Origin of the sequence: Paractinoplanes atraurantiacus (genome assembly GCF_900215205.1) — a bacterium.
Taxonomy (GTDB): domain Bacteria; phylum Actinomycetota; class Actinomycetes; order Mycobacteriales; family Micromonosporaceae; genus Actinoplanes; species Actinoplanes atraurantiacus.
In genome coordinates, this window is record NZ_OBDY01000032.1 from 62,841 (window position 1) to 89,446 (window position 26,606).

27 protein-coding genes are annotated in these 26,606 nt (G+C 71.0%); 16 read left to right on the top strand and 11 right to left on the bottom strand.

Annotated elements, in window-relative coordinates:
- The first annotated feature begins 342 nt into the window (after positions 1-342).
- Genes CRP55_RS43215 through CRP55_RS43235 form a run of 5 tightly spaced genes read left to right on the top strand, consistent with a single transcriptional unit; the run spans position 343 to position 4,973 of the window.
- Positions 343-1,803 carry a menaquinone biosynthesis decarboxylase gene (locus CRP55_RS43215; protein ID WP_097327831.1) on the top strand — a complete coding sequence of 487 codons (1,461 nt, stop codon included), beginning with the start codon at positions 343-345 and terminating at the stop codon, positions 1,801-1,803.
- On the top strand, positions 1,800-2,696 hold the full coding sequence (gene mqnP, locus CRP55_RS43220) for a menaquinone biosynthesis prenyltransferase MqnP (protein WP_097327832.1): 897 nt from the start codon (positions 1,800-1,802) through the stop codon (positions 2,694-2,696). Before CRP55_RS43215 ends, mqnP begins: the two co-directional genes overlap by 4 nt.
- A gap of 31 nt (positions 2,697-2,727) precedes the next feature.
- Positions 2,728-3,258, top strand: coding sequence for a SigE family RNA polymerase sigma factor (locus tag CRP55_RS43225; RefSeq protein ID WP_097327833.1), 531 nt, complete (start codon positions 2,728-2,730; stop codon positions 3,256-3,258).
- Positions 3,242-4,318 carry a hypothetical protein gene (locus CRP55_RS43230; protein ID WP_143235335.1) on the top strand — a complete coding sequence of 359 codons (1,077 nt, stop codon included), beginning with the start codon at positions 3,242-3,244 and terminating at the stop codon, positions 4,316-4,318. The genes CRP55_RS43225 and CRP55_RS43230 overlap by 17 nt, the downstream gene beginning before the upstream one ends.
- A gap of 16 nt (positions 4,319-4,334) precedes the next feature.
- Positions 4,335-4,973, top strand: a complete 639-nt coding sequence (locus CRP55_RS43235) for a UbiX family flavin prenyltransferase (protein ID WP_097327835.1) — start codon at positions 4,335-4,337, stop codon at positions 4,971-4,973.
- On the opposite strand, the gene CRP55_RS43240 is transcribed toward CRP55_RS43235, so the two are convergent.
- Positions 4,946-5,221, bottom strand: a complete 276-nt coding sequence (locus CRP55_RS43240) for a BldC family transcriptional regulator (RefSeq protein ID WP_026206443.1) — start codon at positions 5,219-5,221, stop codon at positions 4,946-4,948. The two genes, CRP55_RS43235 and CRP55_RS43240, sit on opposite strands and share 28 nt — an antisense overlap.
- A 212-nt stretch (positions 5,222-5,433) precedes the next feature.
- Here CRP55_RS43240 and CRP55_RS43245 point away from each other — a divergent pair, with 212 nt between their 5' ends.
- Positions 5,434-5,883 carry an Lrp/AsnC family transcriptional regulator gene (locus CRP55_RS43245; RefSeq protein WP_097327836.1) on the top strand — a complete coding sequence of 150 codons (450 nt, stop codon included), beginning with the start codon at positions 5,434-5,436 and terminating at the stop codon, positions 5,881-5,883.
- Between the two features lie 40 nt (positions 5,884-5,923).
- On the opposite strand, the gene CRP55_RS43250 is transcribed toward CRP55_RS43245, so the two are convergent.
- The 3 genes from CRP55_RS43250 to CRP55_RS43260 form a co-directional block, all read right to left on the bottom strand.
- Positions 5,924-6,568 carry a putative glycolipid-binding domain-containing protein gene (locus CRP55_RS43250; protein WP_179855596.1) on the bottom strand — a complete coding sequence of 215 codons (645 nt, stop codon included), beginning with the start codon at positions 6,566-6,568 and terminating at the stop codon, positions 5,924-5,926.
- A 96-nt stretch (positions 6,569-6,664) separates the two neighbouring features.
- On the bottom strand, positions 6,665-8,521 hold the full coding sequence (locus CRP55_RS43255) for a DEAD/DEAH box helicase (RefSeq protein ID WP_245923734.1): 1,857 nt from the start codon (positions 8,519-8,521) through the stop codon (positions 6,665-6,667).
- A 264-nt stretch (positions 8,522-8,785) separates the two neighbouring features.
- Positions 8,786-9,229, bottom strand: a complete 444-nt coding sequence (locus CRP55_RS43260; protein ID WP_143235337.1) for a hypothetical protein — start codon at positions 9,227-9,229, stop codon at positions 8,786-8,788.
- A gap of 1,060 nt (positions 9,230-10,289) precedes the next feature.
- On the opposite strand from CRP55_RS43260, the gene CRP55_RS52515 reads away from it, so the two are divergent.
- Positions 10,290-11,168, top strand: coding sequence for a hypothetical protein (locus CRP55_RS52515; protein ID WP_143235339.1), 879 nt, complete (start codon positions 10,290-10,292; stop codon positions 11,166-11,168).
- Between the two features lie 150 nt (positions 11,169-11,318).
- On the opposite strand, the gene CRP55_RS55890 is transcribed toward CRP55_RS52515, so the two are convergent.
- Positions 11,319-13,112 (bottom strand): C40 family peptidase, encoded by a 1,794-nt coding sequence (locus CRP55_RS55890; protein ID WP_281260853.1) that lies wholly within the window; start codon positions 13,110-13,112, stop codon positions 11,319-11,321.
- Between the two features lie 258 nt (positions 13,113-13,370).
- Between CRP55_RS55890 and mqnE the strand changes: the two genes are divergently transcribed.
- Genes mqnE through CRP55_RS43300 form a run of 6 tightly spaced genes read left to right on the top strand, consistent with a single transcriptional unit; the run spans position 13,371 to position 18,283 of the window.
- Positions 13,371-14,540 (top strand): aminofutalosine synthase MqnE, encoded by a 1,170-nt coding sequence (gene mqnE, locus CRP55_RS43275; RefSeq protein ID WP_097327839.1) that lies wholly within the window; start codon positions 13,371-13,373, stop codon positions 14,538-14,540.
- 24 nt (positions 14,541-14,564) lie between these two features.
- Complete coding sequence (locus CRP55_RS43280; protein WP_097327840.1) at positions 14,565-14,999, top strand: hypothetical protein; 435 nt, start codon at positions 14,565-14,567, stop codon at positions 14,997-14,999.
- Positions 15,000-15,008: 9 nt separating this feature from the next.
- Positions 15,009-15,419 carry a DUF4229 domain-containing protein gene (locus CRP55_RS43285; protein ID WP_097327841.1) on the top strand — a complete coding sequence of 137 codons (411 nt, stop codon included), beginning with the start codon at positions 15,009-15,011 and terminating at the stop codon, positions 15,417-15,419.
- Between the two features lie 56 nt (positions 15,420-15,475).
- A complete protein-coding gene (locus CRP55_RS43290; protein WP_097327842.1) occupies positions 15,476-16,405 on the top strand; it encodes an ABC transporter substrate-binding protein in 930 nt (309 codons plus the stop codon).
- Positions 16,402-17,469, top strand: a complete 1,068-nt coding sequence (locus CRP55_RS43295) for a FecCD family ABC transporter permease (RefSeq protein ID WP_245923735.1) — start codon at positions 16,402-16,404, stop codon at positions 17,467-17,469. Before CRP55_RS43290 ends, CRP55_RS43295 begins: the two co-directional genes overlap by 4 nt.
- A 43-nt stretch (positions 17,470-17,512) precedes the next feature.
- On the top strand, positions 17,513-18,283 hold the full coding sequence (locus CRP55_RS43300; RefSeq protein ID WP_097327843.1) for an ABC transporter ATP-binding protein: 771 nt from the start codon (positions 17,513-17,515) through the stop codon (positions 18,281-18,283).
- Positions 18,284-18,287: 4 nt separating this feature from the next.
- On the opposite strand, the gene CRP55_RS43305 is transcribed toward CRP55_RS43300, so the two are convergent.
- From CRP55_RS43305 to CRP55_RS43330, 6 genes are read right to left on the bottom strand one after another with little or no spacing between them, the layout of a single operon-like run.
- On the bottom strand, positions 18,288-19,037 hold the full coding sequence (locus CRP55_RS43305; RefSeq protein ID WP_097327844.1) for a VOC family protein: 750 nt from the start codon (positions 19,035-19,037) through the stop codon (positions 18,288-18,290).
- Between the two features lie 50 nt (positions 19,038-19,087).
- Positions 19,088-19,828, bottom strand: coding sequence for an ABC transporter permease (locus tag CRP55_RS43310; protein WP_097327845.1), 741 nt, complete (start codon positions 19,826-19,828; stop codon positions 19,088-19,090).
- Positions 19,829-19,842: 14 nt separating this feature from the next.
- Positions 19,843-20,721 carry an ABC transporter ATP-binding protein gene (locus CRP55_RS43315; protein WP_097327846.1) on the bottom strand — a complete coding sequence of 293 codons (879 nt, stop codon included), beginning with the start codon at positions 20,719-20,721 and terminating at the stop codon, positions 19,843-19,845.
- Positions 20,718-21,041, bottom strand: coding sequence for a winged helix-turn-helix domain-containing protein (locus CRP55_RS43320; RefSeq protein ID WP_097327847.1), 324 nt, complete (start codon positions 21,039-21,041; stop codon positions 20,718-20,720). Before CRP55_RS43320 ends, CRP55_RS43315 begins: the two co-directional genes overlap by 4 nt.
- Positions 21,038-21,661 (bottom strand): transporter, encoded by a 624-nt coding sequence (locus CRP55_RS43325; RefSeq protein ID WP_097327848.1) that lies wholly within the window; start codon positions 21,659-21,661, stop codon positions 21,038-21,040. Before CRP55_RS43325 ends, CRP55_RS43320 begins: the two co-directional genes overlap by 4 nt.
- A gap of 51 nt (positions 21,662-21,712) precedes the next feature.
- On the bottom strand, positions 21,713-23,713 hold the full coding sequence (locus CRP55_RS43330) for a HelD family protein (RefSeq protein WP_097327849.1): 2,001 nt from the start codon (positions 23,711-23,713) through the stop codon (positions 21,713-21,715).
- A 169-nt stretch (positions 23,714-23,882) separates the two neighbouring features.
- Here CRP55_RS43330 and CRP55_RS43335 point away from each other — a divergent pair, with 169 nt between their 5' ends.
- From CRP55_RS43335 to CRP55_RS43345, 3 genes are read left to right on the top strand one after another with little or no spacing between them, the layout of a single operon-like run.
- Complete coding sequence (locus CRP55_RS43335; RefSeq protein WP_097327891.1) at positions 23,883-24,455, top strand: ArsR/SmtB family transcription factor; 573 nt, start codon at positions 23,883-23,885, stop codon at positions 24,453-24,455.
- Positions 24,456-24,488: 33 nt separating this feature from the next.
- Positions 24,489-25,712, top strand: a complete 1,224-nt coding sequence (locus tag CRP55_RS43340) for an MFS transporter (RefSeq protein ID WP_097327850.1) — start codon at positions 24,489-24,491, stop codon at positions 25,710-25,712.
- A complete protein-coding gene (locus CRP55_RS43345) occupies positions 25,709-26,560 on the top strand; it encodes a menaquinone biosynthetic enzyme MqnA/MqnD family protein (RefSeq protein WP_097327851.1) in 852 nt (283 codons plus the stop codon). Before CRP55_RS43340 ends, CRP55_RS43345 begins: the two co-directional genes overlap by 4 nt.
- Positions 26,561-26,606 lie beyond the last annotated feature (46 nt).

Sequence of the window (26,606 nt, forward strand, 5' to 3'; positions counted from 1 at the left end):
CCCTTTCCTGCGCCGGCCTGGCCCGCGTGGGTCTGGGGTGCGGCGTCCCGGGCCGCGGTGGGGCCGCCCGCGACCTCTTCTGTGGCAGCCTGGCCTGCGGGACCTTTCTCCTGCGCGGCGCCCCCGCCCGCGGCGGTTGGTCCGGCGGAAAGGGCCGGGGTTGCGCTGATCAGCGCGGTGGCCAGTGCCGCCGCGGCATACCAGCGCGCCACGTTCCGGACCTTCACCGGATCACCTCCGCTTCAAGGGAACAATCGCCCACTCCAACTCGAATCGGACATCGCGAGTGACGGTGATCGCCCCGGCTCGGAACTGCCGGACCCGTGGTGAAGACTGGGGTGCATGGCGCCGCGTGGGTTTCCCTATGAAGATCTGCAGAGCTTCGTTGCCGCCCTCGAGGCGGCCGGTGAGCTGCGCCGGGTGACCGTTCCGGTCGACCCGACGCTGGAGATCAGCGAGGTGGTGACGCGCACGGTCCGGGCCGGTGGCCCGGCGCTGCTGTTCGAGCGGCCCACCCGGGGCGACATGCCGGTGGCGATCAACCTGTTCGGCACCGAGAAACGCATGGCCATGGCCCTCGGCGTCGAGTCGCTCGACGAGGTCGGCGACCGCATCGGCGCCATGCTCAAGCCCGAGCTGCCGGTCGGCTGGTCCGGCATCCGCGAGGGCATCGGCAAGGTGCTCCAGCTCAAGTCGCTGCCGCCCCGCAAGGTGAAGACCGCTCCCTGCCAGGAGGTCGTACTCAAGGGCGATGAAGTTGACCTGAACCTTTTGCCCGGTCTTCAGGTCTGGCCCGGCGACGGCGGCATCTTCCACAACTTCGGTCTCACCCACACCAAGCACCCCGAGACCGGCAAGCGCAACCTCGGGCTCTACCGGCTGCAGCAGCACTCGCGAAACACGCTGGGCATGCACTGGCAGATCCACAAGGATTCGACCGCCCACCACGCGGTGGCCGAGCGACTGGGGCAGCGCCTGCCGGTGGCCATCGCCATCGGCTGCGACCCCGTGGTGTCGTACTCGGCAAGCGCTCCTCTCCCGTCCGACATCGACGAATACCTTTTCGCGGGCTTCCTGCGCGGCGAGCGGGTCGAGATGGTCGATTGCCTGACGGTCCCGCTTCAGGTGCCGGCGAACGCCCAGATCATCCTCGAGGGCTACATCGAGCCCGGCGAGCGGATGCCCGAGGGGCCGTTCGGCGACCACACCGGCTTCTACACCCCGGTTGAACCCTTCCCGGTGCTGCACGTCGAAACGATGACGATGCGCAAGAAGCCGATCTACCACTCGATCATCACGTCGAAGCCGCCGCAGGAGGACCACGGCCTGGGCAAGGCGACGGAGCGCATCTTCCTGCCCCTGCTGCGGATGCTGATCCCCGACATCGTCGACTACGACCTGCCGGCGGCCGGCGTCTTCCACAACTGCGCGATCGTCTCGATCCGCAAGCGGTACCCGAAGCACGCGCAGAAGATCATGAACGCGATCTGGGGCGCCCATCTGATGTCGCTCACCAAGCTCATCGTGGTCGTCGACGAGGACTGCGACGTCCACGACTACAACGAGGTCGCGTTCCGGGCGTTCGGCAACGTCGACTACGACCGCGACCTGATGCTGGCCCAGGGGCCCGTCGACCACCTCGACCACGCCTCCTACCAGCAGTTCTGGGGCGGCAAGGCCGGCATCGACGCCACCCGTAAGCTGCCGAGCGAGGGCTACACCCGCGGCTGGCCGGAAGAGATGACGATGTCGCCTGAAGTCGTGGGCCTGGTGGACAAGCGCTGGAAGGAATACGGCATATGACAGCGGTCGCCGCGGCCGGGGAACGACCGGGCAAGGTGAAGTCGTTCCTGCGACTGGTCACCATCGAGCACTCGGTCTTCGCGCTGCCCTTCGCCTATCTGTCGGCCGCGGTCGCGCTCGACCGCGAGGGCACCGGCATCCACTGGATCGACCTGCTGCTCATCACGATCGCGATGGTCTCCGGCCGTACGTTCGCGATGGCGGCCAACCGCATCCTCGACCGCAAGATCGACGCCCAGAACCCGCGGACCCGCAACCGGGAGCTCGTCACCGGGGCTGTCTCCCCGCGTACGGCGTGGACCGGCGCCATCGTCTCGCTGGTCGTGATGGCGGTGGCGGCCGGGCTGCTCAACTGGCTCTGCCTGGTGCTCTTCCCGCTCGCCGTGATCCCGTTGGTCGTCTATCCGTACGCCAAGAGGTTCACGAACTTCCCGCATTACGTCCTCGCCCTGGCCCAGGCGGTCGCCCCGGTCGGCGCCTGGCTGGGCATCACCGGCACGTTCTCCGGATCCGGGCCGGCCTGGCTGCTCGGCGTCGCGGTCGGCCTGTGGATCGGCGGCTTCGACATCATCTACGCCTGCCAGGACGTGGAGATCGACCGCAAGATCGGCGTGCACTCGACGCCGGCCCGCTTCGGCGTGCCCACCGCGCTGCACATCTCGACCGCCACCCACGTGGTGACGTTCGCGCTGTTCGTCTGGTTCGGCCAGGTCGTGGGCCTCGGCTGGCTGTGGTGGATCGGCCTCGCGCTGGCCGCGGCCGCCTTCATCTACCAGCACGTCATCGTGACGCCCACCGACCTCTCCAAGGTCAACCGGGCCTTCTTCACCTCGAACGGCTTCGTCGGCATCGCGCTGTTCCTGTTCGCCTTGCTCGATCTGATCCTGCTGTAACCGCCCGGGCATCGGCCTCCGTCTAATCCGCGTGAGCGACAAAGAGGCCGAGTTCCGGGAGTTCGTCGGCGCGCAGATGGAATCGCTGCGCGGGCTGGCCTACCTCACGTGCGGCGACTGGCAGGTGGCCGAGGACGCGGTCCTCGCCGCCCTGGCCCGGCTGTACGTGAAATGGAACCGGGTCGACAAACCCGACGCGTACGCCCGTACGGCGGTGGTGCGAGCCGCGATCGACGAGACGCGGCGCCCGTGGTGGCGCCGCGAGCAGTCCCACAGCCACGCCGCCCTGCCCGAAGAGGTGGCGCCCGACCCGATCCCGCACGCCGACGACCGGGTGCAGCTGCGCCAAGCGCTGTCGCGTCTGCCGGTGAAGCAGCGGGCCGTCCTGGTGCTGCGCTTCCTGGAGGGCCAGAGCGTCCAGCAGACGGCGGCCGCCCTGCGGTGCCCGGAAGGCACGGTCAAGGTGTACACGGCCCGTGGGCTCGACGCGCTGCGCCGCGTCCTCGGCGTGCGTCTCGGCATCGACGAGCAGACCGGAGGCCGTCATGAAGCAACTGTCTGATCTGTTGGAAGAGGCCGCCCGGCAGGACGCGCCGCCGCTGCGCCACACCGTCGACGACGTGGTGATCGCGGGCAAACGCCGGACGACGCGGCGCAATTTCGGGTGGGCGTCTGTGGCCGCGGTGGCAGTGGCCGCCGCGATCGGGGTGCCACAGCTCCTCATCCCACGCGCCCCCGAGCCGGTGCCGCTGTTGGTCGCGCCCGCCACGACCACCTCGGCGCCTTCCGCTGCCGCGGCGCCGAAGGCGGCCTACAGCTTCAAGGGGTACGCCGCCGGGAGGCTCCGGGTCGCCGATCCGACCGGATGGCGGCTCGCCGACCAGAACGCCGAGATCCGCCGAGGCGCAACGACCGTCGGCACGCTGACCGTCTACAACGGCGGGGTCGATCCTCGCCGCGTCTACCGTGACGGCACGGTCACCACGACCGACCCGGTCGGCGGCCACCCGGCCGTCCTGATCGTGCCCAAGGACGGCGAGGCGGCTGACGCGATGCTGGCTTGGGAGTACGGGAGGGGCGCCTGGGCCACGGTCGCGATGCTGGAGCCGAACGCCGAACGCGACGCGCGGCAGGTGGCCGAGGCGTTCCGGTCCTCGCCGGCCTACGACGTCACCATCCCGTTGCGGGCGGGCACGGTGCCGCCGGGCTACCAGATCATGTCGGTCACCGTCGGCGGCGGCGAGGCGACGGTGCTGGTCGCTCCCGCGGCGGCTGTCCGCCTGATGCTGCTCGACCCCGACCGGCGATATCCGTCAGCGAAGTTCGGCAACGCGTTCTCCGGGCTCGTCTTCGAACTTCACCCGCGGACCACCGGCTTCCTCAAGCCGACCGGGTCCAAGGTCGTCTGCGAGACGTACGAGAACGCCACCAACGGGCAGCCCTGCGCCAAGCTGGCCGCAGACGGCCGCTACGTCGTCGAGGCGCACGGCCCGGCCACGTCGAAGCGGGCGGACGCGATCGCGATGCTCGGCGGCGTCACGGTGGCCGACCCGGCCGATCCGTCGACCTGGTATCCGCTGGACAAGGCATTCCCGGCATCGGCGCAGCCCTACCGGGACTGACGTGCACACTTGAGGCATGCGTGAACCGTGGATCGTCGGTGTCTCAGGGGCGTCCGGTACGCCGTACGCCAAAGCGGTCTTGACCTCGCTCCTGGACGCCGGCGAAGCGGTCGACCTGGTGATCTCGCGGGCGGCGCGGCTGACCCTGCTCGACGAGACCGGCGCGACCGTGCGGGACGCGCACTGGAAGGACGACGTCGGCGCCTGGCTCGAGCGCGATCTGGGTGACCTGACATATTGGCCGGCCGGTGACCTGGCGGCCGGGCCGAGCAGCGGCTCGTACCCGGCCAAAGGCATGATCGTGGTGCCGGCCAGCACCGCGGCCTGCGCCGGCATCGCCATCGGGCTGTCCAAAGACCTGCTCCAGCGGGCGGCCGAGGTCAACCTCAAAGAACGGCGACGCACGGTGATCGTGCCGCGGGAAACTCCCGTCACGCGCAGTCACCTCGAGCACCTGATTGCTCTGCTCAACGCCGGTGCGGTGGTCCTGCCGGCGAGCCCCGGCTTCTACGGATCCGGGGCTCAGGCGACCGCGCAGCAGCTCATCGACTTCGTGGCAGGCAAAGCGCTGGACGCTCTCGGCGTACCCCACACGCTTCTGACCCGTTGGAAGGGTGAGCTGAATGCTCAGCGCAACCCGTTGGGCGGGCCGTAACCCATGCCCGGGTTGCTCGGTCCGGCATTACGGGGCCGGTTGGCGGCGTCGTCCTCGCGCATCTCCTCGACGACGCCATCGCCCTCCAGAAGGGCCCTGACCTCGGATTCGCGAAACCGGCGGTGGCCACCCGGAGTGCGGATGCTGCCGATGCGCCCGGCGGCTGCCCATCGCGTGACCGTCTTAGGGTCGACGCGGAACAACGCGGCCACCTCGCCCGGTGTCAGCAGACGATCTCCAGTGTCCACAACCCCCTCCTCGCGTCGGTGTTCTGGAGCGGCCGTGATCACGGTGAGTGTCGGCGTGCTCGATCGGGACGTAAAGCCATTAGAGCATTGCCCCGGAACCGAGTCCCTGGAATGCGGAAAAAGCCCTAATTGCGACAGTGATCGTTATCCTGCCGACGATTCATCGCTACCGGGCGTGAGTGGCGATCTGCCACCCGATTAGGGTCATCAGCATGGACTCCATCGACCTGCGGCTGATCGAGCTGCTACGGGAGAACGCCCGCTCGTCGTACGCGGAGCTCGCCCGCAAGGTCGGGCTTTCGGCGCCCGCCGTGCACGAGCGCGTCGGCAAGCTCGAGGCGGCCGGCACCATCCGCGGCTACCGGGCCGAGGTCGACCACGAGGCGCTGGGCCTGGGCGTCACGGCGCTGATCGGCATCATCGAGGACTCCGGGGCCGACACCGACGACGTGCTGGCCGCGGTGCGGGCCATGCCCGAAGTGGAGAGCTGCTACTTCATGGCCGGCGTGGAGTCGTACCAGCTGACCGTGCGGGTCGGCACGATCGCCGAGCTGGAGCAGCTGATCGTCCGCATCAACCGCACACCGGGCGTCGCCTCGACCCGCACGGCGATCGCCCTGTCCACGAAGTGGGAGAACCGCCCCCAGCCCGGTCTGGCGTAGCGTTCCGCCTCGCCCGGCGCGGTTCTCTGGCAGGCTGGGTTCAGCCGGATTTGCCGTCGGAGCGGGCGGCCAGGCCCGGATAGTCGATGACGAAGCCGTCGTCGTCGATGCTCAGGTCGGCGCTGAACGTCTCGCTGGCGTAGCGGATGCGGCCGTCCGGCAGCGCCGTGTAGATCTGATCGGCCTGCACCACCTCGAGGCTGGGCAGAAGGACCCAGGCCACGCTGAGGCGATGGGCCACGCCGATCTCCGCCCCTTGCGCCTGGTGAAGACCGAGACGGCGTACGGGCAAAGTGTTCGTCAGCGGCGATCCGCCGAGATCGACGTCGAACGCCCCGAAGAGCCGATCAGGGTCCTCGATGCCGGGAAGCCCGGCGCCGGCGTGCCCGGCCGACGACAGCACGGCGTCCAGATCGCCCTGCTCCCTCGTGGTGGCCCGCCACCGGCCGGCGGCCAGCTCGAGCCGTACGCCGCGCGACCAGCTCGCCCCTTCGGCGATGACGTCGAGATATCCGGTGATCCAGTCGTCATCGGTGCGCAGCTCATAACGGCACGTGTACGGAATCGGGTCGACGGCGAGGGCGGTGCCCCGCGCGTAGAGCCCGGCCGACGAGTCGACGAGGGCGTGCTCGGCCCCCGAGGTGTCTTTGCGTTCCCAGAACAGAGACTGCGGCAGCGGCGACATGCCTCCTGTGTACCCGCGCCGGCCCACTCGCAACAGCCGGGAACGCCGGAAGCCCGGCACGATCGCTCGTGCCGGGCTTCCGGGTGGAACCGTGGATCAGTAGGTGCGCGCCGGGCGCGGGCTGCCGTAGCGGCCCGCCGAGCCGCCCTCACGGCGGTCGTTGCGCTGGTTGCTGCCGCGGAAGCCGCCGGTGCGCTCCGCGTTGCGGCCGTAACCACCGCGGTCGCCGGCGGGACGGTCGCTGTAGCCGCCGCGGTCGCCGGTGGGACGGTCGCTGTAGCCGCCGCGGTCGCCCACGGGACGGTCGCCGTATCCGCCGCGGTCGCCGGCGGGGCGGTCGCCGTAGGAGCGCTGCGGGCGGTCGCCGTATGAGGGGCGGTCGCCGTACGAACGCTGCGGGCGGTCACTGCCCGTGCGGTCGTCGTAGGAACGCTGCGGACGGTCACCGTACGAGCGCTGCGGACGGTCACCGCGGGGGCGGTCACCGAAGCCGCGACGGTCGCCACGGTCGCCGCCGCCGAAGCGGCCACGCGAACCGCCACGCTCGCGGCGGGGCTCCGGCTCGTCGACCACGGGGACGCCGCTCGGCTCGCGGGCGCCGGTCACCTCGGCCAGCTTCTCGTCGCCGAGGCGGACGCGGACCTCGCCCGGGTTGACGCCGGCCTTCGACATCATCGCCTGGGTGCTGCGGCGCTGCTTGGGCAGCACCAGCGTCACCACGGCGCCCGACTCACCGGCCCGGGCCGTACGGCCGGCACGGTGCAGGTAGTCCTTCGGGTCCTTCGGCGGGTCGACGTGCATGACCAGCGAGATGCCGTCGACGTGGATGCCGCGGGCGGCCACGTCCGTCGCCACGAGGACGCTGGTGCGGCCCTCCTTGAACTCGGCGAGCGTGCGGGTGCGGACCCGCTGGGTCTTGCCGCCGTGCAGCCCGCCGGCGCGCACGCCGACCTGCCGCAGCTGCTCGACCAGCCGGTCGACGCCCATCTGGGTGCGGGCGAAGACGATGGTCTTGCCCTCCCGGTTGGCGATCGAGGCGGCGATCGGGAACTTGTCGTGCGGCGGAATCAGCAGCATGTGGTGGTCCATGGTGGACACGCTGGCCTCGGCCGGAGCCGTGGAGTGCGTGACCGGGTCGTGCATGAACCGCTTGACCAGCGCGTCGACGTCACCGTCGAGAGTGGCCGAGAAGAGCAGCCGCTGCGCGTTCTCCGGCGTCTTGGCCAGCAGCTCGGTGACCTCGGGCAGGAAGCCCATGTCGGCCATCTGGTCGGCCTCGTCGAGCACCGTGATCTCGATGTCGTCGAGCTTGCAGGCGCCCCGCTCGATCAGGTCGCCGAGGCGGCCCGGGGTGGCGACCATGACCTCGACGCCGCGGCGCAGCGCGTCCATCTGACGGTCGTACGGAACGCCGCCGACAGCGGTCTTGAGGAAGACGCCGACCGAACGGCCGAGCGGCATCAGCGCGTCGGCGACCTGCATCGCCAGCTCGCGCGTGGGCACCAGGATCAGCGCCTTGGGGTGGTGCGGGCGGGCGCGGCCGCCCTGCGCGACGCGGGCCAGCAGCGGCAGGCCGAAGGCCAGCGTCTTGCCGGAGCCGGTCTGGCCACGGCCGAGGACGTCACGGCCGGCGAGCGCGTCGGGCATGGTCGCGGCCTGGATCTCGAACGGCTGCGTGATGCCCTCACGGTTGAGGACGCGGACCAGCTCGGCGGGGAGGCCGAGCTCGGCGAAGGTCTTCACCGGCGCCGGAGTTTCCTCGGAGGTCTCGACAACAGCCTCGGGGGTCTCGACGGCAGCCTCGGTGGTCTCGACGGCTGCGGTCTCGGTCGCCTCGGGCTCAGCGACGGGGGCGTCGGTGACGGGCGTCTCGGTGACCGCGGTCTCATCGGCGGTCTCGGTGGGGTTTTCGAAGACGGACGGGAACGTGCTGGGATCAGCGAAAGTGGTCAAGAGAACCTCTCTACGGGGGCGCATGCTCGCGAATGGCCCGCCGCGGCTGCCTTGAGCCGACCGCTGAAATGCCCGCAAGAACGCCCGTGGCGTGCTCCGCAAGGGCACGCCGCGTCAATAACTGTCATAAGTGTACGGCTCAACGTTTTGCGCGCCGACCGCATTCCACGCCTGTAGTGGGCAGGCTCACCCACGGCGCAACCTCGCCAGCTTAGGGTCAGGCGAGGTCCATCACCAAAAAAGTCGGATAACGGTCAGTGTGCGTTACTCGAACATCTTGCCGATCATGTCGCTGAACGAGCTGCCCGCGGTGAGCAGGAAAACGACGCTGACCGCCACCAACAGGCCTAGCACGATCAGCATGGCCACGGCCACCTTGAGGTTGCCGCGACGGCGGTCGACGACCTCGTCGTGCCAGCCCTGGGCCAGGATGTGGCCGGTCAGGGAGCCGGAATTCTCCACCGCGCTCATGGAGACGGGCATGGTTGTGTCGATCGTCTCGTATCCGCCGGTGCCGTAGAGCGTGCCGTTCAGCCGCTGCTGCGGGACGGCCATGGTCGCGTCGATGTCGTCACCGTGCGCCTCGAAGGCGGTGGTGGCCGGCGATCCGAAGACGGTGCCGGCGGGAACTCCGGTCGGCTGAGAAGAAGTCGGCCCGAACGGCCGGGCGGACGGGGCCGGCTCGCCGACCCCGAAGGGGGTGGTCACGCTGCGTGCGCTCGCTTCCGGGGGCATTGAGTACGCCGGGAGACCGGCGCCGTTGGACGGGATCATAGGTGGCGGCGGCACGATCGGCGCCGGCGGCCCTGGCACGGGGCTGGGACCGGGCGGCGGAGGTACCGGGCTGGGCCCCGGACCCGGAGGCACGGGGAAGGGGCCCGGGCCGGGGGGAACCGGCGACGGACCAGGGCCGGGCGGAACCGGCGAGGGGCCGGGACCCGGCGGCACCGGCCCGGGCGGCACCGGACTCGGGCTGGGCGGCACCGGACTCGGGCTGGGCGGCGCCGGGCTCGGGGTCGGGCTGGGTGAAGGTGCAGGTGTCGGGAACGGGCCGGGCGGCGGTCCCGGGAAGGGGCCGGGCGCGGGCGGGGCCGGGAACGGGTCCGGCGGCTCGATCGGCTCGGGGCGACCCGGCTCGGGGCGCGCGGGCTCCGGCTTCTGTGGCGGGGTGGGAACCGGCGGGGCCGGAACGGGTGGCGTCGGAGCCGGGCCCGGCTCAGGCTTGTCCGGGTCGGGCGTGGGTTCGCCGGGCTCGGGCTCGGCGGGCTCCGGCTCACCCGGCGCGGGGTCGCTCGGCTGCGGCGGGTCGGCGGGCTTCGGGTCGGCCGGCTGGGGCTCGCCCACCGAGACGGCGGACGGGGCCTTGGGGGTCGCCGAGCCCACCACAGGAGCGGCCGGGGCCGTCTCGATCGGGGTCTCGGGTGTGCCGGGAGGGGTGACCAGCTTGGCCTTTGCCCCGTAGAGCTTCGACTCACCGGTCGGCCGGGTCAGCGCACGGGCCACCTCGCCGGCATCGGGCGCGACCGCTCCGGGCACGGTGGCCCGGGCGGCGCCCGACCCGAGAGTGGGGGAGAGCTGACGACTCGACCCGTCGACCCGCTCGGGCACAAGGCTCGAGCCGCCCTGCTTCGCCGCTCCGTCAGACACCTCATCGGCCGATTTGTCCGAATCAGCGACAGCGGGCTTAGAGGGCGCAGCCGATACAGGCGCGGATCCGGAGTACGCCGATCCCGAGACGGGTGCGGAGGCCGATGCGGGAGCCGCTGACATGGGCGCCGACCCGGAGGCCGGTGCTGCCGATACAGGCGCGGAGGTCGATACCGGTGCCGCCGAACTAGATGCAGAGGCCGACGACGGTGCCGTCGACACGGGCGCTGCCGACACGGGCGCTGCCGACACGGGCGCGGAGGCCGAGGCGGGCGCTGCCGACACGGGCGCGGAGGCCGAGATGGGCGCTGCTGACACGGGCGCAGATCCGGAGGCGGGGGGCGTCGAGACGGGTGCGGAACCCGAAACCGGAGCTGCTGAGACCGGCGCGGAGGCCGAGGCGGGCGCTGCTGACACGGATCCGGAGGCAGAGGATGCCGAAACGGGCGCGGAACCCGAAACGGGAGCTGATGGAACGGGCGTGGAACCGGAAGCTGGTGCTGCCGACACGGGTGCGGGAGCCGCGGATACAGGCGCGGAGGCCGAGACCTGGGCCGGCGCCGCTGACACTGAGGCGGAGGCTGAGAAGGAGGCCGGAGCCGCTGACACGGGTGCGGAAGCCGAGACCGAAGCCGGCGCTGCCGAGGTGGGGGCCGACGAGACCGGGGCCGAAGCGGAGCCCTTGGGCGGGACCGGAAGCGAACCGGAGACCGAGGCGCGGCCGCTCGCGGCGCCGCTCACCGGGGCGCTGCTGGGTGCTCCGCTGGTTGCCGGGGCGCTGCTGGGTGCTTCGCTGCTTGCCGGGGTGGCGCCCGGCGAGGCGGGGGTGGCCCACAGGGCGCCGTCGGCGGGCGGTGGTGGGGGTGAGAACCAGTCGTCGCTGCTCGACGGCGTCGGGTCAGCGGGCGGCTTGGTGCCGCTGCTGTCCGGTGTCGCCTGCCGCTCGTCCATGGAACCTCCCGACGCCGCGTGCCGACGGTTGGGGAACGTCGGGCGCTGACCATAACCGTGCCATATCCGCGCGCGTCATCGCACCCGGCATCAACCGGACCACGCCCCCGGACGGGCCCTGACCACCGGAAAGACGGTTTTCATCGCCCTGCGGGGCAACTCTTGATCAGACCCCGATACCGAAGAGGACGACGAGCGTTTACGACCCGGAAGCGGACGGTTTCGCCGACTCGGACGAAGCCGCCGACGACGAGGACGAGCTCGACGAAGAAGACGAAGACGAAGACGAGGTCGCGGCCGACGAGCTGGACGACGACGAGCTGGACGACGAACTGGACGAAGAACCGGACGACGAGCTGGAGTCGCCACCGGACGGGCTCGTCTCGGTGTCACCGCTCGAGCTGGAACCGCCGCCCGACGGCTGCTCGGTCGCCGGGTTCGTCGTGGCCGGCGGCGGGTTGGTCGTCGTCGGCGGGTTCGTCGTCGGGTCGGTCGAGGGCTCCTCGGTCTCCGGCGGCGGGTTGGTGGTCGCCGGCGGCGGGTCGCTCGGGGTCGTGATCGGCGGCTTGGTGGGCGTGCTCGGCGTGCCCGGCTTGGTCGGTGCCGTGGGCGTCGTCGGCTTGGTCGGCGTGCCCGTGCCGGGGTTGCTCGGCGTGCCGGGGGTGCCCGGGGTACCCGGAGTGCCGGTGCCCGGGTTGGTCGGCGTGCCCGTGCCGGGGTTGGACGGCGTGCCGGGAGTGCCCGGGGTGCCGGTGCCGGGGTTGGTCGGCGTCGTGCCGCCGTCGGTCGGGTCGGGGTCGGGCGCACCCAGGTTGGGGCCCTGGACGATGCCCTCGACCGAGCCGAAGACCCGGGTCGCCTGGAACAGCCGCGTCCAGCGCACGGGCGTCAAGCGCACGTTGAGCCCGGTGCGCGGTGCCTCGACCATCATGCCGTTGCCCGCATACATCGCCACGTGGTGAATGCCGCGCCAGCTGCTCGACGAACTGAAGAACAGCAGGTCGCCGGGGAGCAGGGAGTAGCGGTCGACCACCTTGTTGCGGGTCTGCCAGTACTGGTCGCGGGAGACGCGGGTCAGCTGGAAGCCGACCGAGCGGTACGCCGCATACATCAGGCCGGAGCAGTCGTACTGGTCCGGGCCCTCCTCGGACCAGACGTACGGGTCGCCGCGCTGGGCCAGCGCGAACTCGAGCGCCTGGATGGCCCGGGCGTCGGCGCCGCGGCCCGCTTCCTCGCCGGCCAGGTAGGACTGGCCGAGCTGGCTGTCCTGCGCGGTCTCGGTCGCCTCGAAGGCGTTCAGCTCGTCCTGGTGGGTGAGCTCGAGGGCCTGCTGTGCCGTCTGCTTGGTGGTGAGCTGCTTGTTGAGGGCGTCGTATTTGGCGGCCAGCTCGGCGTAGCGCGCGGCGCTCAGCGTCTGCTCGTCGAGCGCGATCTGGGCGTTGATCTGCGCCTGCTCGATCTGGCGGGTGATGGCCGTCTGGGTGTCGACCTGGCCGCGCTGGAGCCGGGCCAGGTCGCCGAGCCCGCTGAGGCCGGAGTCGAGCATGCCGGGCGGCATGGCGGCGGCCTCGCGCACGGCCTGGGCGGCGGCGTCGGAGGCGGCGGTCTGCGCCTGGCGGAGCGATTCCTCGGCCTGGGTGTACCTGACCTGGGCGGCGGACTGCTGGTCACGGGCCGCGTCGCGGTCCTGCCCGACCTGGATGAGCTGGTCGCCGAGGCTGGAGATCTCGTTGCGGCCCTTTTCGATGGCCTGGAGCGCGGGGCTGGTCGGCGTGGGCGTCGCGATCGGGAGCGCGGTGACCTTCTGCCCCGGGAGGGCCAGGGTGCCGAGCGCCATCGGGCGGGAGCCGATGTCGGGCACGGCCACGGCCAGGTTGTTCGGCGGGGCGGCCGGGGCGCCGGGCGGGGCCGCCACCGGATCGGCGAAGGCGGGCGCCGGCGAGAGCAGCGGGGTCAGGAAGGTCGCGACGACGGCGGCCACGGCGGAATACACGACGGGGCGCCACCACGGGCGCGATCGCCGAGAACCGAGTCGTGCAGTCGCCATGTGCTCCCCGTCCACCGCGACGCCGGAGCGCCGCTCGTCGTTCCCCCCTAATTGAATACCTCACGTCTCACATTCCTGTCGATTGATCCGAGATGAAAGAAGACTGGGAATCTGGGTTACGGCGACATGATCAACACCCGCCCGGCGCTTCCTGTCGGAGGTGCGCCGTACTCTCGACGCCGAGGCAAGTTGAGAGGGGCGCACATGGATGCCGGCTTGAAGCGAGAGCTCGAGGCCAAGGTCTACGCAGGTGAGAGGCTCACGCGGTCCGACGGCGTGGCCCTTTACGAGAGCGACGATCTCGCCTGGCTCGGCCGGCTCGCCCACCACAAGCGCACCGAGCTCAACGGCGACCGTGTGATGTTCAACGTCAACCGCCATCTGAACCTGACCAACGTCTGCTCGGCCAGCTGCGCGTACTGCTCCTTCCAGCGCAAGCCGGGCGAGAAGGACGCGTACACGATGCGCATCGACGAGGCCGTGGCCAAGGCCAAGGAGATGGAGGACGAGCAGCTGACCGAGCTGCACATCGTCAACGGCCTGCACCCGAGCCTGCCCTGGCGTTACTACCCCAAGGTGCTGCGGGAGCTGAAGGCCGCGCTGCCCGACGTGAAGCTCAAGTGCTTCACCGCCACCGAGGTGCAGTGGTTCGAAAAGATCAGCGGCCTGCCCGCGAGCGAGATCCTCGACGAGCTGATGGACGCCGGGCTCGAGTCGCTGACCGGCGGCGGCGCCGAGATCTTCGACTGGGAGGTCCGGCAGCACATCGTCGACCACGACACCCACTGGGAGGACTGGTCCCGCATTCACCGGCTCGCCCATTCCAAGGGCATGAAGACCCCGGCCACCATGCTGTACGGGCATATCGAGGAGCCGCGGCATCGTGTGGACCACGTGATGCGCCTGCGCGAGCTGCAGGACGAGACCGGTGGCTTCGCCGTCTTCATCCCGCTGCGCTACCAGCATGATTTCGTCGACTCGCAGGACGGCAAGGTCCGCAACCGCATCCAGGAGCGGACCACGATGGCCGCGCCGGCCGAGTCGCTCAAGACGTTCGCGGTCTCCCGGCTGATGTTCGACAACGTGCCCCACGTGAAGTGCTTCTGGGTCATGCACGGCCTGTCGGTGGCCCAGCTGTCGCTGAACTTCGGAGCGGACGATCTGGACGGTTCGGTGGTCGAGTACAAGATCACCCACGACGCCGACTCGTACGGCACGCCGCACACCATGCACCGTGACGACCTGCTCAACCTGATCTGGGACGCGGGTTTCCAGCCGGTCGAGCGCAACACGCGCTACGAGGTCGTCCACGAGTACGACAAGGCGCCCTCGCTCGCGAGCCGCCGCGCCGAGCCGCAGAAGGTGTGGGCATAGCGGGCGCGTACCCTGCTTGTTGTCATGTCGGATACCCAGAGTGCGCGCCGCCCGCGCCGCGACGCCAGCGGACGCCTGGCCACGATCGGTGACCTTCTCGGCACCGCGATGGCCGGGCTGGTGACCGGCGCCGTCGTCCTGTTGCTGCTCGAGGCCGTGCTGTCGCTGACGCACGTCTCCGAGTTCGGCAACACGAGCGGCTGGCTCGCGGTGATCCTTCCGGTGTGGCTGTTCGTCGAGGAGTTCCGGGCCGAGGGCTTCGGCGCGCCTCGGGTCGTGGTCGCGCTGCTGGCCACCGGCTTCGGCGTGGCCGCCGGGATGACCCTGGCCGGCTTCGCGTCGTCCCAGTTCGCCTTCCCCACCCTGGTGAGCGGGCTGCTCGGCGCGCTGGGCGCCACCGTCGTCTACTGCCTGATCTGGTTCTACGGCCTGCGGTGGCTCGACCACCGCACGGGCTAGGGAGAAATGATGAACCCCGCCGTCAAGTACTCGCTGGGCCGCCTCGGACTGTTCGTGGTCGTCTTCGCGGCGCTTCTGCCGGTCCCGCTCAACTTCCTGGTCCGGGCCATGGTCGCGCTGGTGGTCTCGGCCGTCGCGTCGTACTTCCTGCTCGCCTCCTGGCGCAACCAGATGAACGAGCAGCTGGTCGGCGCGGCCTCCCGGCGCACGGCCGAGAAGCAGCGGCTGCGCGCCGCCCTGGCCGGCGACGAGGACGCGGCCGCGGCCGGCGACCGCGCCGCGTCGAAGGACGAGGTGCCGGCGGCTGACGCCAAGGTGCCGGCGGCGGCTGACGCCAAGGTGCCGGCGACGGCTGACGCCACGGTGGAGGACGACGCCGAGGCCGCTGACCGCAAGGCCGCGGCCGACGCCGACAAGTAGGAGCCGGCCGGTAGGACCGGGGGAGGGCTCGACAAACCCGGCCGACTGGAGGATCCATGAAACGTATGCTCACCGCCGCCCTGGCGGCCACCGCCCTGCTGCTCGCCGGTGGGTGCGGCGACGACGGCGACACGTCGGCGACGACGACCACCACGTCCAGCGCCGCGGTCTCCTATCCGGTGACCGTCGGTGATCTGACGCTGGACGCCCGCCCCGAGAAGATCGTCTCGCTGACGCCGACCGCCACCGAGATGCTGTTCGCCATCGGCGCCGGGTCGCAGGTCACGGCGGTCGACGACCAGTCGACGTACCCGGCCGAAGCTCCGAAGACGGACCTTTCCGGCTTCAAGCCGAACGCCGAGGCGATCGCCGCCAAGGACCCCGACCTGGTCGTTCTCTCCGACGACATCGACAAGATCGTGTCGCAGTTGGACAAGCTGAAGATCCCGGTCTTCGTGACGCCGGCCGCGAAGAGCCTCGACCAGACCTACCAGCAGATCGAGCAGCTCGGCACGCTGACCGGCCACAGCTCCGAGGCCGGCGCGCTGACGACTCAGATGGCGAACGACATCGACAAGATCGTCGCCGGCGTCCCGAAGCGGACGACGCCGCTGAGCTACTACTACGAGCTCGACCCGACCTTCTTCACCGTCACGTCCAAGACCTTCATCGGCGAGGTCTTCTCGCTGTTCGGCATGACGAACGTCGCCGACCCGGCCGACGCCGACGGGTCCAAGGGCGGATATCCGCAGCTCTCGCAGGAGGCGATCGTCAAGTCCAACCCGGACACGATCTTCCTGGCCGACAGCAAGTGCTGCCAGCAGTCGGCGGCGACGGTCACGAAGCGTACCGGCTGGAGCACGATCACCGCGGTGAAGACCGGTCAGATCTACGCGCTCGACGACGACATCGCCTCGCGCTGGGGCCCCCGCACCGTCGACCTCGTGCGCTCCGTCGCCGACGCGGTGGCCAAGGTCCCCGCGTGACCGTTCGGGTCCGGCCGGCCGGCTTACGGCCGGCCTGGCTCGTCGCCGGCGTGGTCGCCGTGCTGGTCGCGCTGATCGCGGGGCTGGCCTTCGGATCGGTCTCGCTCCCGCTGTCCGGCGTGGCCCTGGAGCTTCTCAATCTCATTCCGGGTGTACGGGTTCACAGCGGCCTCACCGAGCGGGAGGTCGCCATCCTCACCGAGCTCCGACTGCCCCGGGTCGTGCTCGGCCTGCTGGTGGGCGCGATGCTCGCCCTGGCCGGCGCCGCCTATCAGGGCGTGTTCCGCAACCCGCTGGCCGATCCGCACCTGCTCGGCGTGGCGGCCGGCGCCGGTCTCGGCGTCACCGCCGTGATCTCACTGCGGGCCGGGACCACGGGCGGCGACGCCACGGCCAACCTGCCGTTCGGCGTTCCGGTGGCCGCCTTCGCCGGCGCGCTGCTGGCCGTGGCCCTGACCTGGCTGCTCGGCGCGGCCGGCGGGCGCGACCGCACACCGTCCACGTTGATCCTCTCCGGGGTGGCGGTGTCGTCGTTCCTCGCCGCCGGGCAGACCTATCTCATGCAGCAGCACGTCGAGACGTTGCGCGAGGTCTACTCGTGGCTGCTCGGCCGGCTCGCCACCGCCGGCTGGCACGACGTGCTGGTGATGCTTCCCTACGCGGTGGTGACCGGCGTGATCGTCCTGTCGCAGCGGCGTGAGCTCGACGTGCTGACCGTCGGTGACGAGGAGGCGAGCGCGCTCGGCCTGCATCCGCAGCGTTCCCGCTATCTGCTGATCGTGGCCGCCTCGCTCGGCACCGCGGCGGCGGTCTCGGTCTCCGGCCTGATCGGCTTCGTCGGCATCATCGTCCCGCACACGATGCGGCTGCTGGCCGGCCCGAGCTACCGCTCCATCCTGCCGCTGTCGGTGCTGTTCGGCGGCGCCTTCCTCGCCCTGGCCGACCTGCTGGCCCGCACGGCCGGCGGCCAGGCCGAGATCCCGATCGGGGTGGTGACGGCCTTCTTCGGCGCACCGTTCTTCATCGTCGTGCTGCGCACGAGCCGGCAGGCGGCTGCGACGTGAGCGCGATCCGCGTGCTGCGCACGAGCCGGCAGGCGGCTGCCGCGTGAGCGCGATCCGCGTCGAAGGCCTGCGTGTGAGCCTCGACGGCACGCCGATCGTGCTCGGCGTGGACCTCGACGTCGAGCGGGGCGAATGGGTCACGGTGATCGGGCCCAACGGCGCCGGCAAGTCGACGGCGCTGCGCGCGATCGGCGGGCTGCTCCCGTTCGACGGGACGGTCGAGCTGGACGGCAGCCCGATCGACCGGCTGCACCGGCGCGAGCGCGCGAAGACGATCGCCACGGTCGCGCAGTCGCCCGTGGTCCCGCCCGGCATGCGCGTCTTCGACTACGTGCTGCTCGGGCGTACGCCCTATGTCCCGCCCCTGGGTCGTGAGTCGGCTAACGACCTGGCCGTCGTCGAGCAGGTGCTGGAGGAGCTCGACCTCACCCGGTTCGCCGGCCGGCGGCTCGACACCCTGTCCGGCGGCGAGCGGCAGCGGGCCTTCCTGGCCCGCGCGCTGGCCCAGGGCGCCGGGATCCTGCTGCTGGACGAGCCCACCAGCGCCCTCGACATCGGCCACCAGCAGGAGGTGCTCGAACTGGTCGACCGGCTGCGGGCCGAGCGCGCCCTCACCGTGCTGGCCACGATGCACGACCTCACCACCGCCGGCGAATACGCCGACCGGATGGTGCTGCTGGCCGGAGGCCGGGTGGTGGCGGCCGGAACGGCCCGCGACGTGCTGACCGAGGAGAACCTGGCCAAGCACTACCGGGTCCGGGTCCGCGTGATCGAGGGCGAGCACGGCCCACTGGTCGTCCCGGTGCGTGGGTAGCCGGCTAACGGTTGCCGGCGAGGACCGCGAACATCCCGCCCTGCGGGTCGCTCAGTACCGCGTACCGGCCGATGGAAAGGCTTCTCGGGCTGTGCAGGACGTGGCCGCCGAGCGCCAGCGTGTGTTCGGCGGCGGTGTCGCAGTCGTGGACCGCGAAGTAGACCATCCAATGCGGGCCCATGTCGTCGGGCCACAGCTCGGGGACCATGGGCTGGATGCCGCAGACCGGCGTCTCGCGCACCTTGGCCACGACGTACGGCACGCCGTCCATCCGGCTGTTGCGGAACTGCCAGCCGAACACGGCCTGGTAGAACGCCATCGAGCCGTCCAGGTCGCGGGTGTTCAGCTCGTTCCAGGTGAGCGCGCCGGGCACGTCGAACAGCTCGGCGCCGCGCATCGCCCACGGCTGCCAGACGCTGAACGGCGCCCCGCCCGGATCGAGGAAGGCGGCCATCCGCCCCTGATCGGCCACGTCGAACGGGGGCACCAGCACCTTGCCGCCGGCCGCCGCCACTCGGGCCGACACCGCGTCGGCGTCGTCGGTGCCGATGTAGGTGCTCCAGGCCGTCGGCTGCCCCACGCCGTAGAGCGGGCCGGCGCCGGCCACCGGCCGCCCGTTGCGGCAGAAGGTGATGTATTCGCCGGAGACCTCCGACGTCCACCCGAACAGCTCGGTGTAGAACCTCTCGGCGTCGGCGAGATCGGCGGTTCCGAGATCGACCCAGCTGGGCGTCCCGGGCGTCGATGCGGTCATCGCCGCATCATCACACCGCGTATCTAAACACAGCCTTAAGTGTCAATGTTCTAGCTGAAACGGCGACCCTCGTCGCGCCGATAGGCCCAGGTGGCGAACCCCGCAAGGGTGGCCGTCCAGCCGATGAGGGCCAGGATGGACAGCGGCTCGAGCGGGTAGTCGCCGGCCGCGGCCCACATCAGCCGCGCGGCGCCGCCGGTCGGCAGGTAGGGCGCCAGGTCCTCGACGATGCCGGGGGCGGCGCCGGGCGCGGTCATCAGTCCGCCCAGGAAGGCGAGCGGGAAGAACAGCACCTGCGCGACCACGATGGCCGCCTTCTGCGGCAGCGAATATCCGATCGCGAGGCCCATGAGGGTGAACGGGATCGAGATGAGCACGGTGACCGAGGCAGTGAGCAGGAACTGCTCCCCGCTCAGCGTGGCCTCGGTGAACAGCGCCGCGATGACGATCACCGGGATCAGCGAGAGCACCATCAGCACCAGGCCGGCGAGGACCCGGCCGGAGAACCGGGCCAGCGGCCCGGTGGGCAGCGTGCGGACGTAGGGATCCCAGGGCTGGGCGCGGTCCTCGGAGACACCCACGCCGTACTGGAAAAGGTTGGTCGTCATCACCGAGAAGGTGATCATCGAGACGGTCGCGTAGGTCGCGGCGACGGGGTCGCCGCCGGCGAACGGCACGACGAAGGCCAGCATCGCGGCGGCCGGGAAGAAGGCGCTGCCGAAGATCGCGATCGGGATGCGGACGGTCTCGACGAGCTGGAAACGGGCATGGGTCAGAGCGAGGGACGACATCTTCGGACCTCCGGTCACGCTGCGATCGGCGTACGCGTGAGGCTCAGGAACGCCTCCTCGAGCGAGGTCGGCCGCACCTCGAGATCGGTGAACGGGACTTCGCGCGTGACCAGCTCGCGCACCAGGCCGTCGGCGTCACCGGTCAGCAGGTGGGTGCGCCCGCCGTCGTGCTCGACGCCGACCAGGCCGGCCAGCTCCGGCAGCGGCGCCGTGGTGGTGAGACTGACCCGGCGGACGGCGACCAGGCCCCGTACGGCCTCGACGGTGTCGTCGGCCAGCACCCGGCCGCCCCCGATCACCACCACCCGCCGGGCCAGGGCCTCGATTTCCTCCAGGTAGTGGCTGGTCAGCACGACCGTGCCGCCGTCGGCGTGGAACGCGCGGACGGCCTCCCAGAGCGCGTGCCGGGCCTCCACGTCGAGCCCGGTGGTGGGCTCGTCCAGGAAGACGATCTCGGGCCGGCCGGCGAAGGCCAGGGCCACGGCGACGCGGCGCTTCTGACCGCCGGACAGGCCACCGGTCTGCCGGCGTACGAGGTCGGTCAGCCCGAAGCGGTCCAGCAGCTCGTCGCGGGAGATCGGGTCGGCGTAGTGGGCCCGTACGAAATCAACGACCTCGCCGACGCGAAGCGAGGCGGGAAGCCCCGTCTCCTGTGGAGTGACGCCCAGGGTCCGGCGGCTCGCCGGCCGGCGCGGATCGCCACCGCAGAGCTCGACCCGCCCCGAGCTCGGCCGGCGCAGGCCGGTGAGCAGGTTGACCAGGGTGCTCTTGCCGGCGCCGTTCGGGCCGAGCAGGCCGACCAGCTCGCCGGCGGCGACGTCGAGACTGACACGGTCGAGCGCCAGGGTGTCGCCGTAACGCCGGCTCACCTCGGCGGCGCGGGCCAGGATCATTGCTCCTCCAGCGGGTCGAGCAGGGCGCGGAGCGCGGCGGTGTAGTCCTCGAAGGCGAGCCGGCCCCGGCGGGTGAGCCGGACCAGCGTGGCCGGCGTACGGCCGTGGTGGGTCTTGGTGACCTCGACGTAGCCGGCGTCCTCGAGTTTGCGCAGGTGGACGGAGAGGTTGCCGGCGGTCATGCGCAGGCTCTCCTGGAGCCGGGGGAAGGTGACGCTGTCGTCGTCGCGCAGCACCGAGAGGGCCGAGACGACCCGCAGCCGGGCCTGCGCGTGGATGACCGGGTCGAGCTCGGTGACACGGGGATCGATCTCGGTCATCGCAGTCGCAGCCAGCCGATCAGGCCGGCGACGATCATCCCGCCACCGCCGGCCACGCAGACGATCAGCGAGTGCCAGCCGGGCCCGATGAGGATGCCGACGACGTCGGCCAGCAGCGTCCAGGCGCCGAGGAAGTAGAGGTCGCGGTCGTTCCACAGCGCACCACCGGCCATGTGCAGGACGCCGGTCACCGCGACCATGCCGCCGGCCCAGAGCAGGCCGGACTCGGGCTCCGGAAGCACGTCGCTGATGCGGGCGAAGAGCACGGCGAAGGCGGTGATCGCGGCCGACCAGGTCACGCCGTAGAGGAGGCCCTGACGGGAGGTGGGGCCGGAGACCTGGCGGCCGGCGCGGGCGCCCATGACGCCGGTGGTGACGCCGGCCGCGAGGATCAGCGTCATCAGCACCAGCAAGGGCAGCCAGTCGGGCAGGTCGACGAAGACCCGGCCGTCGGGACCGTAGCGCAGGAAGAACAGGGCGAAGCCGACCAGCCAGGCGATGCCCCAGGGCCAGAGCATCCACCGTGGGTCGGGGGTGATGTCGCGCTCGAGGTTGGCGCGCTCGCGCTCGATCAGCGCGAGCGATTCCGCCGGGTTGCCGAGAGGGACGTCGTCATCCATGCAGACCACTTTACGGCACAAAGTCAAAGAAGTTTGTGCCGTAAAGTTGACTCAGGCCAGCGGGGCCGGCAGCGGCTTCGCGTGGACGACCGACAGGCGGGACACGGCCCGGGTCAGCACCACGTAGAGGCGGTTGAGGCCCTTCGGCTCGGCCGCGACGATGTCGGCCGGCTCGTGGACGACCACATGGTCGTACTCCAATCCCTTGACCACCGTGGCCGGCACCACCGTGACGCGCGCCTCGGAGTCGACGTCGTCGGGCGTCGCGTGCTCGATGCCCGCGGCCGTGAGATGACCGCGCAGCCGTTCCACAGCGGCGTCCGCCGCGATCACCGCGACCGAGCCCTCGTGGGTGAGCGCCGCCGTGATCTCGGCCAGCGTCTCCGTGTCCAGATCGGACGGCGGGGCGACCGGCACGATCACCAGGTCGCCGTCGCGGCGCAGGGAGACCGCCTCGGGCACGTTCACGCCCAGCGCCGGCAACAGACGGTTGGCCAGCTCGACCACCGCGGCCGGCACCCGGAAGCCGACGGTGAGCGGGACGACTCTTGTTTGCGGCTTGCCGAGGTGGTTGAGGATTTCCGGCCACTCAGGCGCCGCCCACGGCGCCGTGCCCTGGGCCAGGTCGCCGAGCACCGTGATCGAGCCGTGCTCGCTGCGCCGGGCGATCGCCCGCGCCTGCATGGGCGAGAGGTCCTGCGCCTCGTCGATGACCACGTGGCCGAAGCTCGCCTCGCGCTCCAGCAGCCCGGCCGCCTCGTCGATCAGCACCAGGTCGGCCGCCGTGAACTTCGAGGCCTTGACCGTACGCGGCGGCTTGCCCCAGCGGATCGCCTCCTGCTCCTCGGCGGTCAGCAGGTCGCCGGCCACGAACGGGTCGGTGAGCACCTCGGCCACCAGCGACTCGGGGGTCACCGCGGGCCACGCCTTCTCGAGGAACTCGGTGACCGGGGCGACCTTGCTCATCCGCCGCAGCCAGCCGTCGGTCGGCGAGTTGCCGGTGCGGTACTCCGACTGCCGCTGCAGGAGACCGACGACCCGGGCTTTGACCCTTTCCCGGCCCACCGCGTACGGAAGGCCCTCGCGCCGGGCCTCGTCGACGATCCGGCGCAGCGGCTCGGCGTCGATCCGCCAGCGGTACGAGCCGTCCGACACCATGATCGGATCGGTCGGCTTGGTCAGCCGGCTCCACAGCGTCCTGCGCAGCACCTCGGCCATCCGGGCGTCGTTCTTGACCAGCGCCGCCGCCGGACTGTCGACCGCACGGACCGGCACGCGCCCGATCAGCTCGTCCACCGTGGACTGGTGGACCTCCACCTCGCCCAGGGCGGGCAGGACGGCCGAGATGTACGACAGGAAGGCCGTGTTCGGCCCGACGATCAGCACGCCCGAGCGCCGCAGCCGCTCACGATGCAGATAGAGCAGGAACGCGGCCCGGTGCAGGCCGACGGCGGTCTTCCCGGTGCCGGGGGCGCCCTGCACGCAGATCGAGTCGGTCAGCTCGGCCCGGACCAGCTCGTCCTGCTCGGGCTGGATGGTGGCCACGATGTCGCGCATCGGCCCGACGCGGGGGCGCTCGATCTCGGCGGTCAGGATGCGGCTTTTCGTTCCCAGCTCCTCGCCGCGGTCGAGATGCTCGTCCTCGAAGCTGGTCAGCTCTCCTCTCACGAATCCGAACCGGCGGCGGACGCTGACGCCCTGCGGGTCGCGGACGCTGGCCCGGTAGAACGAGCGGGACAGCGGGGCGCGCCAGTCGAGCACCATCGGCTCGCCGGCGTCGTCGGTGACGTGCCGCCGGCCCACGTGATAGGCCGACTCCTCGATGTCGAGCCGGCCGAAGAACAACGGCGTCGTCGGGTCGTCGGCGAGCTCCTTGACCCGGCGGGCCATGTGCCGGCCGAGCTGCTCGGCCGTGTAGGCGTCGCCGGCCACCTTGTCGCCGGTCGAGAAGAGCGCCTCGGCGCGCCCCCGCATCCGGCCGAGCGCGGCGCGCGACTCGCTCAGGTGGTGTCTCTCGGCTGCTAGTTCGGTGTCCAGGTCGAATGCGGGCACGCTTCATCCTCAGGCAGGTGTTTCCTGGCTGCTCGCGTATCCGGCTCTCGCGAAGAGAAAGTCGCCGGCGCGGAGGGGACGTCCGCTGCGGTGCATGCTCACCACGGCCGTCGAGCGGGCACCCACACTACGCGCAACCTTTCGGGCACTCCACCGAATAATGGTGGCCATGACGGACGGGCAGAGCAGGCGGATCTCCGAACCCCAGGTCATGCGGGCGCTGGCCCATCCGGCCCGCATCGAGATCATGGAATATCTGAACAACACCGGCGCCGCGATCACCGCGACCGAGTGCGCCGAGCTGGTCGGCCTCTCGCCCAGCGCCACCAGCTATCACCTGCGCGAGCTGGCGAAATACAAGTTGATCGAGGAGGCGCCGAGCCGCGGGGACGGGCGCGAGCGGGTGTGGCGCAGCACCAGCACCGGGCTGCGCATCGAGACCGAGGGCGCCGACCCGGCCGCCATCTCGGCCGCGCTGGCCCTGGTCGACGTCTTCCTCGAACGTGACGTGCGCCGGGCCCGCGAGTGGGTGGAGCGCCAGCCCGACGAGCCGGAGCCGTGGCGCGACGCGGGCGGCATGACCAGCCTCGAGATGCTGGTCACGGCCGAGGAGCTGAAGTCGCTGACCGCCAAGATCAATGCTCTCGTGGAGCCTTTGCGAGCCCGCGATCGGAAGGCTCCCCCCGAGGCTCGGCGCGTGCACTTCAACTACTTCGCCTTCCCCGTCGAGCAGGAAGGCTAGCGATCAAGAAGTGTGAAGGACTATTTTCGAAGTATGTCTTTCACGTCTCAGTCCTCGCGCTGGTCCGACGTCTATCTGGTCGTCGGCTCCCGGGCGCTGTCGGGCTGTGGAGACTTCCTCGCCGCCACCACGCTTGCTCTCGTGCTTCAGGGCGCCGGACACGGCGGCGTGGCGATCTCGGCGCTGATGCTGGCCGCGGGCGTGCCTCCGGTGCTGCTCGCCCCGCTCAGCGGCCGTCTGGCCGACCTCGCCGACAGTCGCGTGATCCTCGCGGTCACCGCGGCCGCGCAGGCCGCCGTCTGCGTGGCCCTGGCCTTCGTGAGCCACCCGGTGCTGATCATCGCTTTGGTGGCGCTGCTCGCCTGCGGTCTCGCCTTCACCGGGCCGGTGCTGTCGGCCCTGTTGCCCGAGATGGTCCGTCGCGAAGACCTGGCCAAGGCGAGCGGCATCAGCCAGACCGCCGGTCAGATCGGTGTGCTGATCGGCCCGGCCCTGGCCGGCGTCCTGGTCGGGCAGACCGGCTCCCGCGTGCCGCTGCTGATCGACGCGGCCACCTATCTCGCTCTCGTCGTGGCCGCCCTGGCCATCCGCACCCGGCGGCGGGGCGGCGGCGTGCGGTCCGCGGTGCCGCTCGAGCCGTGGCGCCTGCGCGACGACCGGACGCTGGCCGTGGTCGTCGGCCTGCTCGCCGCGGTCGTGCTCGCGATCGCCGCGATCAACGTCTTCGACGTCTTCTTCGTCCGCGAGACGCTCGGCGCCTCGGCCACCGTCTACGGCTTCGTCGCCGCCTCCTGGACGGTCGGCATGCTTCTCGGCTCGGTCACCTTCAGCCGCTTCCCGTCCCACCGGATCACACCGTTCGCGATGCTGGCCGTGACGGCCGCGACGTGCGTGCCCTTCATCGGGGCGGCCTTCGTCGGCGACGCGCTGTGGCTCATCCCGTTCTGGATCGTCGGTGGCCTCTTCAACGGGGCGATCAACGTCTTCGTGATGGTGTTCGTCACGAGCCGCACCCCGCCGGCCGCCCGGGGGCGGGCGTTCGCCGGGATGAACGCGCCGATCCAGGGCGCCGGCATGGTCGGCCTGCTCGTGGCCGGCCCGCTCGTCGGCCTGGTCGATCTGCGGGTGCTGATCGCCTCGGCCGGCGCCGCCGGGCTGCTCACCGCGCTGGCCGCCCTGCTGGTCGTGCGACGTGAACCACCATCGGCACCGGGCGCGGGCGGTTCCCACTTGGTGAGAGATAGCGTCGGGGCATGAGCGACAGCGCCATTCGGCCCCGGGTCGGGCACATCCAGTTCCTCAACTGCCTGCCCATCTATTGGGGCCTGATGCGTTCGGGCGCCCTGCTCGACGTCGATCTGCACAAGGACACGCCTGAGCGGCTCAGCGCCAGCCTGGTCGCCGGCGACCTCGACATCGGCCCGATCACCCTTGTCGAATACCTGCGCCACGCCGACGAGCTGGTGCTGCTGCCCAACCTCGCGGTCGGCAGCGACGGGCCGGTGCTCTCGGTCAACCTGATCTCCACCCGGCCGCTGGCCGAGCTCGACGGGCGGCCGGTGGCGCTCGGCTCCACCTCGCGCACCGGGGTGCTGCTCGCGCAGATGCTGCTCGCCGAGCAGTACGGCGCCGAGCCCGAATATTTCCGCTGCCCGCCCGAGCTCACCCAGATGCTCATCGAGGCCGACGCCGGCGTGCTGATCGGCGACCCGGCGCTGCGCGCGATGTACGAGGGGCCACGGCTCGGGCTCGAGGTGACCGACCTCGGCGAGGCGTGGAAGAAATGGACCGGCCTGCCCATGGTGTTCGCGGTCTGGGCGGTCCGCAAAGACTTCGCGGCGGCCAACCCGGGCGTGGTCAAAGACGTGCACGAGGCGTTCCAGCGCTCCCGCGACCTCTCGCTCGGCGAGCTCGACGAGGTGGCCGCCGCGGCCGCCCGGTGGGAGCCGTTCGACGCGGAGACGCTCGCGACGTATTTCCGGGTGCTCGACTTCTCGCTCGGCGAGCGCCAGATCGCCGGTATGCGGGAATTCGCCCATCGTGCCGCCGCTCGGGGTGAAGTGCCACCGCTTCCGGCCGATGGCCCGGTATTCGCCGAAGTTTGATCTTCCTGAGCGGAGACTCTACGCTCCCGGGACTCTCAGCTGATTC

Bases quoted from the DNA above. Each gene is read 5' to 3' on its own strand.
- CRP55_RS43340 (WP_097327850.1), top strand. From the start codon at position 24,489: ATGTCTTTCACGTCTCAGTCCTCGCGCTGGTCCGACGTCTATCTGGTC.
- CRP55_RS43250 (WP_179855596.1), bottom strand. From the start codon at position 6,568: ATGTCGCCGCTGCCGCAGTCTCTGTTCTGGGAACGCAAAGACACCTCG.
- CRP55_RS43230 (WP_143235335.1), top strand. From the start codon at position 3,242: ATGAAGCAACTGTCTGATCTGTTGGAAGAGGCCGCCCGGCAGGACGCG.
- mqnP (WP_097327832.1), top strand. From the start codon at position 1,800: ATGACAGCGGTCGCCGCGGCCGGGGAACGACCGGGCAAGGTGAAGTCG.
- CRP55_RS43310 (WP_097327845.1), bottom strand. From the start codon at position 19,828: ATGTCGTCCCTCGCTCTGACCCATGCCCGTTTCCAGCTCGTCGAGACC.
- CRP55_RS43215 (WP_097327831.1), top strand. From the start codon at position 343: ATGGCGCCGCGTGGGTTTCCCTATGAAGATCTGCAGAGCTTCGTTGCC.
- CRP55_RS43285 (WP_097327841.1), top strand. From the start codon at position 15,009: ATGAACCCCGCCGTCAAGTACTCGCTGGGCCGCCTCGGACTGTTCGTG.
- CRP55_RS43245 (WP_097327836.1), top strand. From the start codon at position 5,434: ATGGACTCCATCGACCTGCGGCTGATCGAGCTGCTACGGGAGAACGCC.
- CRP55_RS43290 (WP_097327842.1), top strand. From the start codon at position 15,476: ATGAAACGTATGCTCACCGCCGCCCTGGCGGCCACCGCCCTGCTGCTC.
- CRP55_RS43325 (WP_097327848.1), bottom strand. From the start codon at position 21,661: ATGGATGACGACGTCCCTCTCGGCAACCCGGCGGAATCGCTCGCGCTG.
- CRP55_RS43305 (WP_097327844.1), bottom strand. From the start codon at position 19,037: ATGACCGCATCGACGCCCGGGACGCCCAGCTGGGTCGATCTCGGAACC.
- CRP55_RS43345 (WP_097327851.1), top strand. From the start codon at position 25,709: ATGAGCGACAGCGCCATTCGGCCCCGGGTCGGGCACATCCAGTTCCTC.
- CRP55_RS43235 (WP_097327835.1), top strand. From the start codon at position 4,335: ATGCGTGAACCGTGGATCGTCGGTGTCTCAGGGGCGTCCGGTACGCCG.
- CRP55_RS43335 (WP_097327891.1), top strand. From the start codon at position 23,883: ATGACGGACGGGCAGAGCAGGCGGATCTCCGAACCCCAGGTCATGCGG.
- CRP55_RS43320 (WP_097327847.1), bottom strand. From the start codon at position 21,041: ATGACCGAGATCGATCCCCGTGTCACCGAGCTCGACCCGGTCATCCAC.
- CRP55_RS52515 (WP_143235339.1), top strand. From the start codon at position 10,290: ATGGGCGCCGACCCGGAGGCCGGTGCTGCCGATACAGGCGCGGAGGTC.
- CRP55_RS43280 (WP_097327840.1), top strand. From the start codon at position 14,565: ATGTCGGATACCCAGAGTGCGCGCCGCCCGCGCCGCGACGCCAGCGGA.
- CRP55_RS43315 (WP_097327846.1), bottom strand. From the start codon at position 20,721: ATGATCCTGGCCCGCGCCGCCGAGGTGAGCCGGCGTTACGGCGACACC.
- mqnE (WP_097327839.1), top strand. From the start codon at position 13,371: ATGGATGCCGGCTTGAAGCGAGAGCTCGAGGCCAAGGTCTACGCAGGT.